The organism is Maribacter sp. (assembly GCF_039968975.1).
GTDB lineage: Bacteria > Bacteroidota > Bacteroidia > Flavobacteriales > Flavobacteriaceae > Maribacter.
On sequence record NZ_JBDVOT010000138.1, the window covers coordinates 31,431 to 46,474 of the forward strand.

Below are 15,044 nucleotides of genomic sequence, written 5' to 3' on the forward strand. Positions count from 1 at the left end.
TCCAAAACTTGATTCTGAACGTATATTTGTAAGAACATAAATATAGTATAATGAACAAGCAGTATTGTAAGGTAGGATCGGTAACACCAATGGAGGCAAATAACGATATCATAAGCTTATTGGAGTATCAATATCAGACATTTATAGAAAAAGCTTCTGACATTCAGTCAAACACTCAATTAGGAGAATTTTTCGAATCAAAAGCACAAAGAATCAAAAGAACCTTAGAAGATTTAGTTTAATCTTTCTAGTTCCATTTTCATTGCCTGCTGTAATTCTTCTGCCTTAGCTCTAGCGGCATCTGCAAAATTTTCTTGATCAGATGCGTATATTATTCCGCGAGAAGAATTGATTAAGAGCCCTACATTTTCAGACATCCCATATTTACAAACCTCTTTTAGGCTTCCTCCTTGCGCCCCTACCCCTGGCACCAACAAAAAGCTATTTGGTATAATTTTACGTATTTCAGTAAGATATTCTGCTTTAGTGGCACCTACCACGTACATTAGATTCTCAGCACCTTCATATGTTGTAGATACCGATAATACTTCTTTATAAAGTTCCTTACCGTCTATCTTTTTAGTTTGAAAATCAAAAGCACCTTGATTGGAAGTTAAAGCAAGTAAAATTGTATGCTTGTCTTTAAACGCCAAAAAGGGCTCAACAGAATCTCTCCCCATATAAGGAGCTATAGTAATAGAATCGAAATTTAAATCTTCAAAAAATGCCTTGGCATATCTAGTAGAAGTGTTTCCTATATCTCCTCTTTTTGCATCTGCAATGGTAAATATATCTGGATAGTTTTCGTTTAAGTATTTGATTGTCTTACGTAATGCCGACCAACCTTGAACTCCGTATGCTTCATAAAAAGCAATGTTTGGTTTATATGCTACGCACAGTTCATGTGTAGCATCTATTATAGCTTTGTTGAATGCAAAAATAGGATCTTCATCTTCCAATAAGTATGATGGAATCTTTTCTAGATCTGTATCTAAACCAATACATAAAAAAGATTGTTTTTTATGTATTTGGGCAACTAACTCTTGAGTGGTCATAGCTTAAAATATCTCAGAGGCTTCCCTCAATTTCTCCGTATTCTCTACAAAACTAAGTTCGTCTATTATTCTTTGAATGTCACCATCTATAATATTGGACAAATCATATAACGTAAGTCCAATACGGTGATCGGTTACCCTACCCTGAGGGTAGTTATACGTTCTAATCTTTGCAGAGCGGTCACCACTACTAACTTGAGAATTTCGTTTAGCGGCATCTTCTTCTTGTTTCTTCGCCAATTCTAAATCATACAATCTAGAACGAAGAACCCTAAATGCCTTATCCTTATTCTTGTGTTGTGATTTTTGATCTTGACATTGTGCAATCAACCCGGTTGGGATGTGGGTTAAACGAACAGCAGAATAAGTTGTGTTTACAGACTGACCACCAGGACCAGAAGAACAGAAGAAATCTATTCTCACATCTTTTGGATCTATCTGTACATCAAAATCTTCTGCTTCAGGCAAAACCATTACAGTAGCTGCACTAGTATGTACTCTACCCTGAGTTTCTGTTTGTGGCACACGTTGCACACGGTGAACACCCGCTTCAAACTTCAAAGTTCCATAAACGTTTGCTCCAGAAACTTCAAATTGTATTTCTTTATAACCACCACTAGTACCTTCACTAAGGTCTATTACATTGGTTTTCCACCCTTTACCTTCACAATACTTGGTGTACATTCTAAAAAGATCGCCCGCAAAAATACTTGCTTCATCACCACCCGTTCCAGCTCTAATTTCAACAACGACATCTTTTGCATCTTCAGGATCTTTAGGAATCAACATCAATTTTATATCCTCCTCTAGCTTCGGCAATCCTGCTTTAGCTTCATCCATTTGCATTTTTGCCATTTCTAGCATTTCCGCATCACTACCATCAGCAATAATTTCTTCTGCTTCGGCAATATTATTGGTAAGCTCAAGATATTCTTCTCGCTTATCCATTAAATCTTTAAGATCCTTATATTCTTTTGTGAGCTTCACATATTTACTCTGATCGGATATAATATCCGGTTGAATTATAAGGTCTGAAACCTCATCAAAACGTTGTTTTACGATGTTTAACTTATCTATCATATGCTTACTTCACTTGTATGGCAAATTTACAATAAAATTATAGACACCCTAGAGGGATTATTATGGTAAGAATTAAAAAATGAAAACTAGTTAAGCAAGACCCCGTTGCTTTTATGCATTTTATTGGCACTATCAACGATAATTACTTCAGTATCGCCTAATTGATTGATCAATGCGAGCCCGGCATCAAGCCCCATTACAAAAATAGAAGTAGCCAAAGCGTCTGATGTTTCAGCACTTTTGGCAAATACAGACACACTATTAACACCAACAGCAGGATATCCTGTTTTAGGATTCATAATATGGGTGTATTTATTGTTCCCTGACATTACAAAATTACCATCACCACTAGTGGTTGCCACTGAGGACTCTAAAATAGGTATCCATGATGATATATCACCTTTTTGATTAGGGTTCATTACCCCAATGAGCCATTTATCTCCTGTAATTTTTGTACCCCATGTAGTGATATCTCCAGCAATATTAATAATACCTGCCTTAACATCATTAGACACCAAAAGAGCTTTTGCCTTATCGGCTGCAAAACCTTTACCAATACCACCAAACGAAATTCGCATTCCTTTTTTGCTCAAGAAAACAGTTTGATCTTTACCATTTAGAACAATGTTTTTGTAACCCACCTTATTCTTTACATTTTTCACTTCGGTTGAAGAAGGTACATCTTCCATAGTACCATCAAGTTTCCAAATATGATTTAATGGTGTAAAAGTAATATCAAAAGCACCGTTGGTTATTTCAGATAACAAAATAGATCGTTCTATAAGTTTATATAACTCCCAACTAACAGGTACAGGTTTTATACCTGCATTTTTATTGATTAAACTAGTTTCAGAGTCCGCATCCCAAGAAGATATAAGTTTTTCTATTCTTTGCACTTCTGCCAATGCTTCTTGAATATAAATATACCCTAACTCTTCATCTTCAGATATTACGGTAATATCAAATTCACCGCCCATTACCTCATAAGACTTTTTGACCGTTACGTACCTTTTCTCTTGACCGTACATATAGCAGGTCATTAAACATATTAATAAGACAAAAATCTTTTTCACTTACTTCTCTAATTGAGGGTCATTATGGTCACAAAGAATAAATAAGTTAGGTTGGTGTAGTTTTTATAATTTATTTATTGCGCACTAATTACTCATAAACACGCAATATAGAACCCTCTAAAGATGTATTATAAATTTTTAATGCTTTTGATGTACTATTGGGTATTTCATTTAAAGGTGTACCAGTTTGAGAGAATTTAGACCCATGAACATCACAATAGAATATACCACCATCTTGATTTACAAATCGTACTTGATCATATTGCTCATGACTACAAATTTGTGTAGCAGCAACAAATTCACCTTCTAAGTTCTTGACAACTACAACTAAGTTTTTTAGAATGAAGCCGCCATTATTAGCTAGTTTTTCTGCTTCTGAAGATTCAAGATCAATGGTGAAATCTATATCTGTTGGCGGGGTTACAATATCGCCTTCAACTTCGCTATCTTTTGAACAACTGCCCAAACAAGGAAAAGTTATTGCAAATGCAGCACTAGCGCCTAGTGTTCGTAAAAATTCTTTTCTTTCCATAGCAAGATAGGTTTATACAAAAAGAACGATATATTTACGTTAATCGTATGTCTTAATACACAAAGCTGCCGTACTTACTTGAAATTGTCAGTTTTTTTGAATCTGACGACTCCACCCTACCGATAATCTGAGCATTTACACCAAAGCTTTTTGAAATTTCAATGATATCATTTGCGACATCTTCAGGAAGGTAAAACTCTAATCTATGACCACAATTAAACACTTTATACATCTCTTTCCAATCTGTACCAGACTGTTCTTGAATTAATTGAAAAAGTGGCGGCACATCAAACAAGTTATCTTTGACCACATGCAATTCATCAATAAAATGAAGAATTTTGGTCTGGGCCCCACCACTACAGTGAATCATTCCATGGATTTCATTTGAGCTATATTTCGAAAGAATTTTTTTAACTATTGGCGCATATGTTCGTGTTGGAGACAACACTAATTTACCTGCATCTATTGGTGAATTCTCTACTTCGTCGGTCAACTTCACATCACCAGAATAAACAAGATCTTTAGGTACTTCAGCATCAAAACTTTCTGGGAATTTATCTGCTAAATAGTTAGAAAAAACATCATGACGAGCAGAGGTTAATCCGTTACTTCCCATTCCGCCATTATATTCCTTTTCATAATTGGCCTGACCAAATGATTCCAGACCAACGATAACATCACCAGCCTTAATATTGGCATTGTCGATAACATCACTCCTTTTTAATCTAGCAGTAACCGTAGAATCTACTATTATAGTTCTAACCAAATCTCCAACATCTGCAGTTTCACCACCAGTAGAACGAATGGTAATACCAAACTCACCCAAGTCATTGATCAATTCTTCGGTTCCATTGATAATAGCCGAAAGTACTTCTCCCGGAATCTTATTTTTATTTCTACCAATGGTAGAAGAAAGCATAATATTATCGGTAGCACCAACACAGATCAAATCATCAATATTCATGATCAATGCGTCTTGTGCAATACCTTTCCATACAGAAATATCTCCTGTTTCCTTCCAGTACATATAAGCCAATGAAGATTTTGTACCTGCACCATCTGCATGCATTACCAAGCAATATTCCTCATCTCCGGTCAGATAATCAGGTACTATCTTACAAAATGCCTTTGGAAAAAGACCTTTGTCAATATTTTTAATAGCGTTGTGTACATCCTCTTTAGAGGCAGACACGCCGCGTTGCTGATATCTTTCACTGCTTGATGTGGACATAATATAAATTTGTGGCAAAAATAAGGGAATCATTAAAACTGTAACCTCTCAACAGCTTAATAATTCCCTCAATTTTATTTATTATTAAAAAAGACTACTCTATAAATAACAATTCTCTATACTTAGTTAATGGCCACAACCTATTGTCCATTAATTTTTCTAGCTTATCACTATGCGTTCTTATTTCTGAAAAATATGGCTTTACATTATGGCAATATGCATCAGCTTTCTTTTTAGTGTCTTTCAAAGCATTTGCTTTTTTACGGGCATCTGCCATAGCGTCTACCATTTTTTTTATACCTACCACATGTTCTGCAATATCTTCAATCATGGTCAACTGTCCTTCTGAGAACTTTTTATGGGCCGCACCGTAAATCTCTTTTAAACCAGACACATTTTCAACTAGTTTATTTTGATATTCTAATGCTGCCGGCATAATAAAACCGTACACCAGTTCATTATACACCCTACCCTCTATCTGTAAATGCATAATGTAATTCTCCAAATCTACCTCTTGGCGCGCACTAACCTCTACTTGACTCATTACGCTCATTGATTCGAACAAGGCTATACTATCTTTAGAAGATAAAATTTCTAGAGCCTCTGGAGTATTTTTATTATTACTTAATTTTCTTCTTTTAGCTTCATTTTCCCACTCCGTGCTATACCCATCACCATCAAAACGAATACGTTTAGATGTTTTTATATACTCACGTAATACGTTAAAAACAGCTTCATCTTTCTTTAAGCTTTTCTTATCGATCAAAACATCAACTTCCTTTTTAAAATCTTTTAATTGTTTTGCAACTATGGTATTTAAAATGGTCATTGGTTTGGCACAATTCATTTTTGCACCAACGCCACGCATTTCAAATTTATTACCCGTAAAAGCAAAAGGAGATGTTCTGTTACGATCGGTATTATCCATCAAAATTTCAGGGATTTTACCTACTACGTTCAGTTTTAGCTCCGTTTTTTCCTCAGGAGATAATTTCCCTTTAGAAACACCTTCTAATTCATCTAAAACATTACTTAATTGTGAACCAACAAAAATTGAAAATATGGCTGGTGGGGCTTCATTTGCACCTAAACGATGATCGTTACCTGCAGATGCTATTGAAGAACGTAAAAGCTCTTCGTAAGTATCCACCGCTTTAATCGTATTTATGAAGAATGTTAAAAACTGAAGGTTTTTCATTGGTGTAGAACCCGGACTCAATAAATTTACACCGGTATCTGTTGCCAAAGACCAGTTGTTATGCTTACCAGAACCATTAATACCTGCAAATGGTTTTTCATGGAAAAGCACTTTAAAATGATGCTTATCAGCAATTTTATCCATTACATCCATCAATAATAAATTGTGATCAATGGCAAGATTGGCCTCTTCAAAAACAGGTGCTAATTCAAACTGATTTGGAGCCACCTCATTATGTCTTGTCTTAACAGGAATTCCTAGCTTGGTACATTCTTTTTCTAAGTCGCTCATGAAACTCAATACGCGATTTGGTATTACTCCAAAATAATGATCGTCTAGCTGTTGTCCTTTAGCCGGTGTCTCACCCACCAAAGTACGACCCGTCATCATAATATCTGGCCTAGAATGTGCCAGAGCCTTATCAATCAAAAAATATTCTTGTTCCCAACCTAAAGTTGCATTGACCTTTGTTACGGTTTTATCAAAATACTTGGCAACGGCAGTAGCCGCATCATCTACCGCGCTTAAAGCTCTTAACAGAGGCGCTTTATTGTCCAAAGCTTCACCCGTATATGAAACAAAAATAGTTGGTATACATAATGTTGTACCATAAATAAATGCTGGAGAAGAAGGATCCCAAGCAGTATAACCTCTAGCTTCGAACGTATTTCTAATTCCGCCACTTGGAAAACTTGAAGCATCTGGCTCTTGCTGCACCAATTGGCCGCCACCAAATTTTTCTAAGGCTGTGCCGTCAGGTAAAAGATCAAAAAATGCATCATGTTTCTCTGCCGTTGAACCTGTTAATGGTTGAAACCAATGTGTATAATGCGTAGCTCCCATACTAATTGCCCAACCCTTAATAGCCTCTGCTACTTGATCAGCAATTTTTCGATCTATTTTAGATCCTGATACCATAGCACCTTTTAAACTTTCTAAGGCATCTTTGGTAAGGTATTGCAGCATCTTCTTTTCATTGAACACATTAATACCGAACAAATCTGCTCGTCTTCCGTTCTCCTCAATAGCAATACTATTTCGCTTTTGACTTTCGGTTATGGCAGTAAATCTTGATGACTTCATATCTAAATTCATTATTAATTTAGCAAAATTACGTTCAATAAATATAAATATGATAAAATACCCGATAAAAAATAGGGGTATAAAACAATAAATTTAATTTTTTCACATTAACCCCCTAAAAAAACGCAACCAAATCATAAAAAACATATTTTTGTTTGTCTTTTATTAAAAAATAACGAACATATTATGGCTAAAATTAAATTAGAATACTTGTGGTTAGACGGATACTTTCCAACTCAAAACTTAAGGAGTAAAACTAAAGTAGAAGAACACGAAGATTTTAAAGGTACATTAGAAGAATTAGATAACTGGTCTTTTGATGGATCTTCAACAAAACAAGCTGAAGGTGGGTCATCTGACTGTTTATTAGTACCTGTAGCTATATACCCTGATCCAGCTAGAATTAACGGTTATTTAGTTATGACCGAAGTAATGAATGCAGACGGAACTCCGCATGTATCTAATGGTAGAGCTACGATTGATGATGAAGATGATGATTTCTGGTTCGGTTTTGAGCAAGAGTATTTCATTATGGACACTAAAACACAATTACCTTTAGGTTTCCCTATTGGTGGTTACCCTGCTCCACAAGGAATGTACTACTGTTCTGTAGGTGGTAAAAATACCCATGGTAGAGGTTTAGTTGAAGAGCATGCCGATTTATGTATCGATGCAGGATTAAACTTTGAAGGAATCAACCAAGAGGTTGCTTCTGGACAATGGGAGTTTCAATTATTCGCAAAAGGTGCAAAGAAAGCAGGTGATGAAATCTGGATTGCTAGATATTTACTTGACAGATTAACTGAAAAATATGGTTACTATATTGAGTACCACCCAAAACCATTAGGTAAGGACATGGACTGGAATGGATCTGGTATGCATGCAAACTTCTCTAACACGACATTAAGAACTTGTGGTTCTAAAGAAACTTATGCAGCTATCTGTGAATCTTTCCGTCCGTTTGTTAAAGAACACATTGCTGTTTATGGTGAATTTAACGACCAACGTTTAACAGGATTACATGAAACTGCTGCTATTACAGATTTCTCTTGGGGAGTTTCAGATAGAGGAGCTTCAATACGTATTCCATTAATTGCTGTTGAAAAAGGTTACAAAGGATGGTTAGAAGATAGAAGACCAGCTTCTAACGGTGATCCATATAAAATTGCAGCTAGAATTATTAAAACGGTTAAAACTGCAAAGATTTAATACCAAATTAATTGTTGATTATACTAAAAACGCCTTGGAATTTTTCTAGGGCGTTTTTTATTTATCACTACTCAACTAACTCATGAAATGGTGACATAAACAAATGCTAAATAAATAGAAACAAGTACAAGACCATCTCTCCACCCCAATCTCAATCCTTTGGGTATAAAAACCAATGGAAGAATAAGGAAAGATATACCTAACATCCAGAAGATATCATTTGTTAAGAGTCCTTCGTCCATTACAGATATTGGTGTTATAATAGATGTAATACCCAATACCGCAAGCAAATTGAATATATTAGAACCTATTAAATTCCCTAATGAAATTGCTTTTTCCTTTTTTACCACTGCAATTATAGATGCTGCTAATTCAGGAATACTTGTACCTACCGAGACAATGGTTATAGCAATTACACGCTCACTAACACCAAATACAGTAGCCAAACCAACAGCTCCACTAATTAATAGTTCAGAACCTCCCCATAGAGCTCCACCACCTAATCCTAAAAATAAAGCAGTTTTATAAGTAGGCATCATAACATCTGGCTCATCTTCTTCATCTATGACAGCTGGCTTTTGAAACCGCAATAGGTACACTAGAAAGAAGAATAGAAAGACCACCATAACAATACCCTCATATTGCTGAATTACGCCATCGAAATAAATAAAGAAAAAGAAAAGTAAAGAAGCAATCATCATTACAGGCCAATCTGTAGTATAAAAACTTTTACTTACATCTATAGGACTAAGTAGAATAGTAATAGCAAGTACCAGACCTAAATTTGCTATGTTTGAACCCACCACATTACCAAGCGCCAAATCAGGAAAACCATCTAAAGCCGCGTTTATACTCACTATAAGCTCTGGCGCCGATGTAGCAAAAGATACGACCGTCATACCTATTACGATTTTTGGTATTTTGAGCTTTAACGATAAATCGACCGCAGCTTTCAATAGCCAGTTTCCACCTGCTATGAGAAATACTAACCCGCCAATTATAAATAAGAAATCTTGCATGAAAAGAATTTTGACAAATATAATTAGAAGAAATGTGATGGCACATGACAATTGATGTCATCTGAAAACTAAAACTACTACCAACTAATTACTAAATCTAGATACTTATAAAGCATCGTTTTTTTTAACTAAGAAAGATGGAAAGACACCTTTTGAGTTATTTTACTGAATTTTAGGTCTACGATTTTTAAATACCATTCAAAATCAGCCTACAATTATTACAAACTTATATGAAAATCAATATTACACTTACATAAATAAACTTATTTATAGAATAAATGTTATTTATTATAATCAATATGATTTATACACTTACATATTAGTATTCAAAATCATTATTTTATCAATTTTTATTTGTGGGAACACTACTACAATGATATCTTTCGAAAACAATCTAAAAATTATCAACCACTAAAACTTTAAAATATGATTACTTTAATAAAACTTCTTGTTGTCTTAATCTTAAGTATAATCGTAACCTTGGTTTAACACTAAACACTTTTTAAAAAATTATATTCATAGCTACTTAACGACTTGATCAAGCGTTAAGTAATTTATGTATTTTTATAAAAATTTTAAATTGAAAAAGAAGCTATACAAATTAATTGCCAAGCTAAATAAAACCATATTACCTTCTTACAGTAAACAGCAGTTAGATTTATCTAAAGCTAGCAAATTACAAATGGCTCTTATTGGTTGGCGATATTTTATTACCAAAAAAGCGTTGGACTAGTATTTAACCAAAGATTTCACGGCATAGTCACCAATTTTAGAAACGCCTTCTAAAAAAGTAAGTTCAATTAGAAAATTGCACTGAACTATTTCTCCACCCAATTTTTCTATTAAATTACATGTTGCTTTGGCAGTACCCCCAGTCGCCAATACATCATCATGTATTAATACCTTATCCCCTTTCTCAATACTATCAATATGAATTTCTAATGTATCTGTACCATATTCTAAATCATAAGTCTCACTCACCGTGGTAGACGGCAGCTTACCAGGTTTACGCACAGGTACAAAACCAGCATTTAATTTTTGAGCCAACATAGGTCCAAAAATAAATCCTCTGCTTTCCATACCTACTACCTTATCTATCTTTTGACCGTTTAATAAATCATACAATGCATTTGCTGTTTCATTAAGTGCTTTAGGGTTTTGAAGTAAAAAAGTTATGTCTTTAAAAACGACTCCTTCTTTAGGAAAATCAGGCACATCTCTAATTAAGCTTTTAAAATCCATTTAATATTGTGTTCTTTATTTTGTGGTAAATGTAAAAAGAAATATATTTGCACCCCGTTAAGGGAAAAACAAAAATGGCCTCGTGGCGCAACTGAATAGCGCACTTGATTACGGCTCAAGAGGTTACAGGTTTGAATCCTGTCGAGGTCACCAGTAAAACCAGCACATTTCAAAGCTTTTTGGAATTGCTGGTTTTTTATTTGTAGAAAAAATCAGCTTTTTTTTGATAATTAGCCATCCTAAAAATTCTTATAAGTTTCTTGAGAATGATAACCTATCTTTACTATTTACTGATAGTATACTATAGCTTTTGTTCAACAATAATTATTAATTGTATATAGAACTTCTTTGTTTTATTTATTCAACCATTTAGCAAAATTTCACCAGAAGATGATAAGTAAATATCTAATATAGTTAGATTTAGCTATAACTCTTTCGGTTAAAAGAATCTTGGTGTAAGAATTTTTCTGCGTTCGGAAAAGAATTCGAATCTTAAAAATATTTCAAAAGACCCATCGTTAAAGGATGTATTTCCAAGTTCTGTTATTTCACGATCATAAGCTAACCCTAACATTAGTTTTTCATTCAAATGAAACCCCACCAGAGCACTAATTGCAGCGTCCCACCTGTAAGCGGCACCTAATGAAAATGTATTGTTCAACAATACTGTACCAGAAATATCAGCTTGTAACGGCGCTCCCTCCACTGCTTTAAAAAGTAATGCTGGTTTTAGCTTTAAATCTGGATTAATGTCGAAAACATAGCCTGTAATGAAATACCAGTTCATTCGCTCTTGGGCTAAATACGAATTGCTGCTCCCCGTAGAATCAAAATGTTCAGTTTCAAGAAAATTAGGTATTGACAGCCCTGCATAAAATTGTTTGGCATGATAGAATATACCTGCACCAAAATTAGGGGAGAATTTCTTGTCGATATTCATTTGACCTACCGCAGCATTTGATGGATCGTAATTTCTCAATCGATTGAAATCTATATTTAGAAAATGTCCGCCAGCTTTTAAACCAAAAGACAATTTCCCTTCTTCCGACGTTGGAATGGTATAGGAGAAAACAGCATCAAAATAGGTGTCTTGGTTTGTCCCGTTTCCTATTTCATCATTTACAATGGAAACTCCTAGCCCTAACCGTTTGGATATGGGACTATGCACATTAATTGTCTGCGTCGTTGGTGCACCATCTAGACCTACCCATTGAGATCTATGAAGAGCAGCGATACTTAGAACACCCCTTGACCCTGCATAGGCAGGGTTAACCGCTATGGTATTATACATATACTGTGTATACTGCGCATCTTGCTGCCCTCTTACAAACCAACTAGATGCAGATATAAGCAACACTGTTATAAAAATATTTTTTATGATCAATTCAAAATTATTTAGTATGTGCTTGAATTATCTATTGATATATAAGTAACCGTTCATTGTTTTAGGTTTAGTATCATTGGTATAATTGATAATATAGAAATACACGCCAGCAGGAAGTTCATCATTCTTTTTAATGGTTACCCTACCGTTAGACAATCCAGTAAAGGCATTACCATTATTATCATAACCATTAGTTTCAAACACTAAAACTCCCCATCTGTTATAAATCTTTACCGTATTATTAGGGAAGGCTTCAATATTGGTAATGGTAAATACACCTCCATTATTATTCGGATTTATTAAATCACTTTCTATACTAATATCACAAATAGAACCAAGTGGCGGAGTTCCTCCGATAGAGCTACAACCATCTAATGGGTTGGTGTTATCACTTACTTCTTGACCATCAGCTATCCCATCTCCATCAGTATCTTGATTTTCTGGGTCTGTACCTAACGTATTTTCTTCATCCGCAGATAATCCGTCATTATCACAATCACTGGTTTCTGAAGGTGTTCCATTGATAGAATCACAATCATCCAATGGGTTTGTATCATCTATTAATTCCTCACCATCGGTTATAGTATCTCCATCGGTATCTGCATTTAGCGGGTCAGTTCCAAGTTCAACCTCTTCACTATCTGTTAATCCATCATTGTCAGTATCTGAATTATCCGGATCTGTTCCTAATGCAGCTTCTTCATCAGTTGTTAAACCATCAGTATCGCAATCACTAGTTGCTAGTGGAGTACCACCTAAAGAATCACAATCATCTAAAGGGTTAGTGGCATTATCTATTTCTTGACCATCATCAATACTATCTCCATCTGAATCAGGATTATTTGGATCGGTCCCTAATGCAATCTCTTCATCATTGGTAAGTCCATCGTTATCAAGGTCATTACTCTCCACATCAACCGAATATATTTTAATCTCCGCAATTGTAATACTATTACCAGATGTATCTGAAGTAGTAAGACTTATTTCGACCGCTGTATCAGTATCTACTACCAAATCACTTCCTGGCACATCGACACTAAAATTACCTAGTGCATCTACCGTACCTGTGTATGTATTTCCATTTACAGTCAGTGTCACCAAATCATTTGCATTGAAGTCACCTGTTACCGTTCCTGTTATTGGAATATCAGCGCCAGCTTCTTCTACATTAATACTATTATCAGCTGTTATATCATCAATAGTCAATGTTGTTACTGGCTCCAGAATGTCTACTATATAAACCTTAGTTTCCGAAATAGTAGCACTATTACTAGCTGTATCCGTAGTCGTTATACTTCCATCGACCGTGGTATTTGAATCAGCTGCCAATGCGCTTCCTGGTACATCTATACTGAACACACCAAATGTATCCACCGTGCCAGTGTAATCTGTGCTGTCTACCGTTAAGGTAACCGTATCACCATCATTGAAGTCACCTGTTACCGTTCCTGTTACGGCTACATCAGCTCCTGCTTCAGTAGCATTCAAAATGTTATCCGCGGTGATATCATCTATCGCCAATACTGGAACCGGGGCGGTTATATCTACAACGTAAGGTTTCGTTGCTGTTACCGTTCCTTCGTTTCCAGCGGCATCGGTTGTGGTTAAACTTCCTTCGACCGTGGTATCTGGATCAGATGACAATACACTTCCCGGTACATCTATACTGAACACACCAAGTGCATTCACCGTACCGGTATAATCTGTACCATCAACGGTCAAGGTTACGGTATCTCCATCATTAAAGTCACCTGTTACCGCTCCCGTTACCGCTACATCAGCAGTAGCTTCTGTGGCATTTAGAATGTTATCCGCAGTGATATCGTCTATCGTCAATACTGGGATTGGGACGATTCCATCATGTTGAATATCCCTTGTCGCCTGTGAAGCTGCGTTTCCTCCAAGGTCGCTTACGTCTGCAGTAATGATTGCATTAGCAGGAAGTGCTTGTGCATCTGCTGCAGGAATATCTAAACTCCAAGTACCAGCATTTTCTATAGCAGTATATGTTTCACCGTTTAAAGTAACTGTTACAGTCTGCCCATCTTCAACATTAATTGTTGTCCCACTAATTGTTACCGGATTATCATCTTCTGCTGCATTAATAATATCATCAATCGCTACTACATTTATTGCAATAGCAGGTGCAGCAGTATCTACCGTATATGTTTTAGTTTCAGTTGCTGTAGCACTGTTACCTACGGCATCCGTAGTGCTTACGCTTCCGTCAATCGTGGTATCCGGGTCGGCTGCCAGTTTACTGCCAGGTACATCGATACTGAAATCTCCTAGTGCATCTACTGTCCCCGCATAATCGGTACCGTCAACGGTTAAAGTTACGGTGTCTCCATCGTTGAAGTCTCCTGTTACCGTTCCTGTTACCGCTACATCTGCAGCAGCTTCCGCTGCGTTTAGAATGTTGTCCGAAGTGATGTCGTCGATAACCAATACCGGTACCGGAACGATTGCATCATGCTCGATATCTCTTGTTGCTTGTGTTGCCGAGTTTCCTGCAAGGTCATCAACATCTGCGGTAATAGTTTCCGTAGCATCTAAAGCTTGTGCTTCGACTGCTGTAATATCAAAAGTCCACGTATTCCCTGAAACTACAGGAGAATAAGTTGTTCCGTTTAAGGTTACGGTTACAATCTGTCCATCTTCTACATTGGTAGTTTCACCGGAAATAGTCACCGGGCTATCATCTTCCGTTGCGTTGATAATATCATCTACGGCTACTACGTCTATTGTGATAGTCGGTGCGGTATTATCCACACTATATGTCTTGGTATCGTTCACTGTAGCACTGTTACCTGCTGTATCGGTAGTGGTCAAACTACCATCTACAGTCGTATCCGCATCCGCTGCCAGTTTGCTTCCCGGTACATCGATACTGAAATCCCCTAGCGCATCTACTGTACCCGTATAATCGGTACCGTCT

The 15,044-nt window shown here is 36.1% G+C and carries 13 protein-coding genes and 1 tRNA gene; 4 read left to right on the top strand and 10 right to left on the bottom strand.

All coding sequences use genetic code 11. From position 1 onward, the window contains the following. The first annotated feature begins 50 nt into the window (after window positions 1–50). Window positions 51–242, top strand: coding sequence for a hypothetical protein (locus tag ABJI11_RS09150; protein ID WP_276492263.1), 192 nt, complete (start codon window positions 51–53; stop codon window positions 240–242). On the opposite strand, the gene pyrF is transcribed toward ABJI11_RS09150, so the two are convergent. From pyrF to ABJI11_RS09180, 6 genes are all read right to left on the bottom strand, one after another. Beyond that, window positions 234–1,055 carry an orotidine-5'-phosphate decarboxylase gene (gene pyrF / locus ABJI11_RS09155; protein WP_348351450.1) on the bottom strand — a complete coding sequence of 274 codons (822 nt, stop codon included), beginning with the start codon at window positions 1,053–1,055 and terminating at the stop codon, window positions 234–236. The genes ABJI11_RS09150 and pyrF overlap by 9 nt on opposite strands. Window positions 1,056–1,058: 3 nt before the next feature. Next, window positions 1,059–2,135: a peptide chain release factor 1 gene (prfA, locus tag ABJI11_RS09160; RefSeq protein ID WP_036152745.1), complete on the bottom strand. Its 1,077-nt coding sequence runs from the start codon at window positions 2,133–2,135 to the stop codon at window positions 1,059–1,061. Window positions 2,136–2,221: 86 nt separating this feature from the next. Next, complete coding sequence (locus ABJI11_RS09165) at window positions 2,222–3,175, bottom strand: FAD:protein FMN transferase (protein WP_348351452.1); 954 nt, start codon at window positions 3,173–3,175, stop codon at window positions 2,222–2,224. A 121-nt stretch (window positions 3,176–3,296) separates the two neighbouring features. Next, the gene (locus tag ABJI11_RS09170; RefSeq protein WP_348351455.1) at window positions 3,297–3,740 is read right to left on the bottom strand and encodes a Rieske 2Fe-2S domain-containing protein; all 444 of its coding nucleotides are present in this window, start codon (window positions 3,738–3,740) and stop codon (window positions 3,297–3,299) included. A gap of 52 nt (window positions 3,741–3,792) precedes the next feature. After that, window positions 3,793–4,971 carry an AIR synthase related protein gene (locus ABJI11_RS09175; RefSeq protein ID WP_348351457.1) on the bottom strand — a complete coding sequence of 393 codons (1,179 nt, stop codon included), beginning with the start codon at window positions 4,969–4,971 and terminating at the stop codon, window positions 3,793–3,795. A gap of 94 nt (window positions 4,972–5,065) precedes the next feature. Then, entirely contained in the window at window positions 5,066–7,252 is a 2,187-nt protein-coding gene (locus tag ABJI11_RS09180) for a glutamine synthetase III (RefSeq protein ID WP_348351459.1), read from the bottom strand. Between the two features lie 186 nt (window positions 7,253–7,438). Between ABJI11_RS09180 and ABJI11_RS09185 the strand changes: the two genes are divergently transcribed. Next, window positions 7,439–8,461, top strand: coding sequence for a glutamine synthetase beta-grasp domain-containing protein (locus tag ABJI11_RS09185; protein ID WP_348351461.1), 1,023 nt, complete (start codon window positions 7,439–7,441; stop codon window positions 8,459–8,461). Window positions 8,462–8,541: 80 nt separating this feature from the next. Here ABJI11_RS09185 and ABJI11_RS09190 read toward each other — a convergent pair whose 3' ends face one another. Further along, complete coding sequence (locus tag ABJI11_RS09190) at window positions 8,542–9,480, bottom strand: calcium/sodium antiporter (RefSeq protein ID WP_348351463.1); 939 nt, start codon at window positions 9,478–9,480, stop codon at window positions 8,542–8,544. A gap of 580 nt (window positions 9,481–10,060) precedes the next feature. Between ABJI11_RS09190 and ABJI11_RS09195 the strand changes: the two genes are divergently transcribed. Next, on the top strand, window positions 10,061–10,213 hold the full coding sequence (locus ABJI11_RS09195) for an SsrA-binding protein (RefSeq protein WP_348351465.1): 153 nt from the start codon (window positions 10,061–10,063) through the stop codon (window positions 10,211–10,213). Here the strand turns inward: ABJI11_RS09195 and ABJI11_RS09200 are convergent. Next, window positions 10,210–10,722 carry an adenine phosphoribosyltransferase gene (locus tag ABJI11_RS09200; RefSeq protein WP_348351467.1) on the bottom strand — a complete coding sequence of 171 codons (513 nt, stop codon included), beginning with the start codon at window positions 10,720–10,722 and terminating at the stop codon, window positions 10,210–10,212. The genes ABJI11_RS09195 and ABJI11_RS09200 overlap by 4 nt on opposite strands. A gap of 76 nt (window positions 10,723–10,798) precedes the next feature. Here ABJI11_RS09200 and ABJI11_RS09205 point away from each other — a divergent pair. Continuing rightward, window positions 10,799–10,875, top strand: a tRNA-Arg gene (locus ABJI11_RS09205). Window positions 10,876–11,161: 286 nt separating this feature from the next. Here ABJI11_RS09205 and ABJI11_RS09210 read toward each other — a convergent pair. Together ABJI11_RS09210 and ABJI11_RS09215 are read right to left on the bottom strand one after the other, a co-directional pair. Continuing rightward, complete coding sequence (locus ABJI11_RS09210) at window positions 11,162–12,100, bottom strand: type IX secretion system membrane protein PorP/SprF (RefSeq protein ID WP_348351471.1); 939 nt, start codon at window positions 12,098–12,100, stop codon at window positions 11,162–11,164. 33 nt (window positions 12,101–12,133) lie between these two features. After that, on the bottom strand, window positions 12,134–15,044 hold a 2,911-nt coding region (locus ABJI11_RS09215; protein ID WP_348351469.1), incomplete at its 5' end, for an Ig-like domain-containing protein.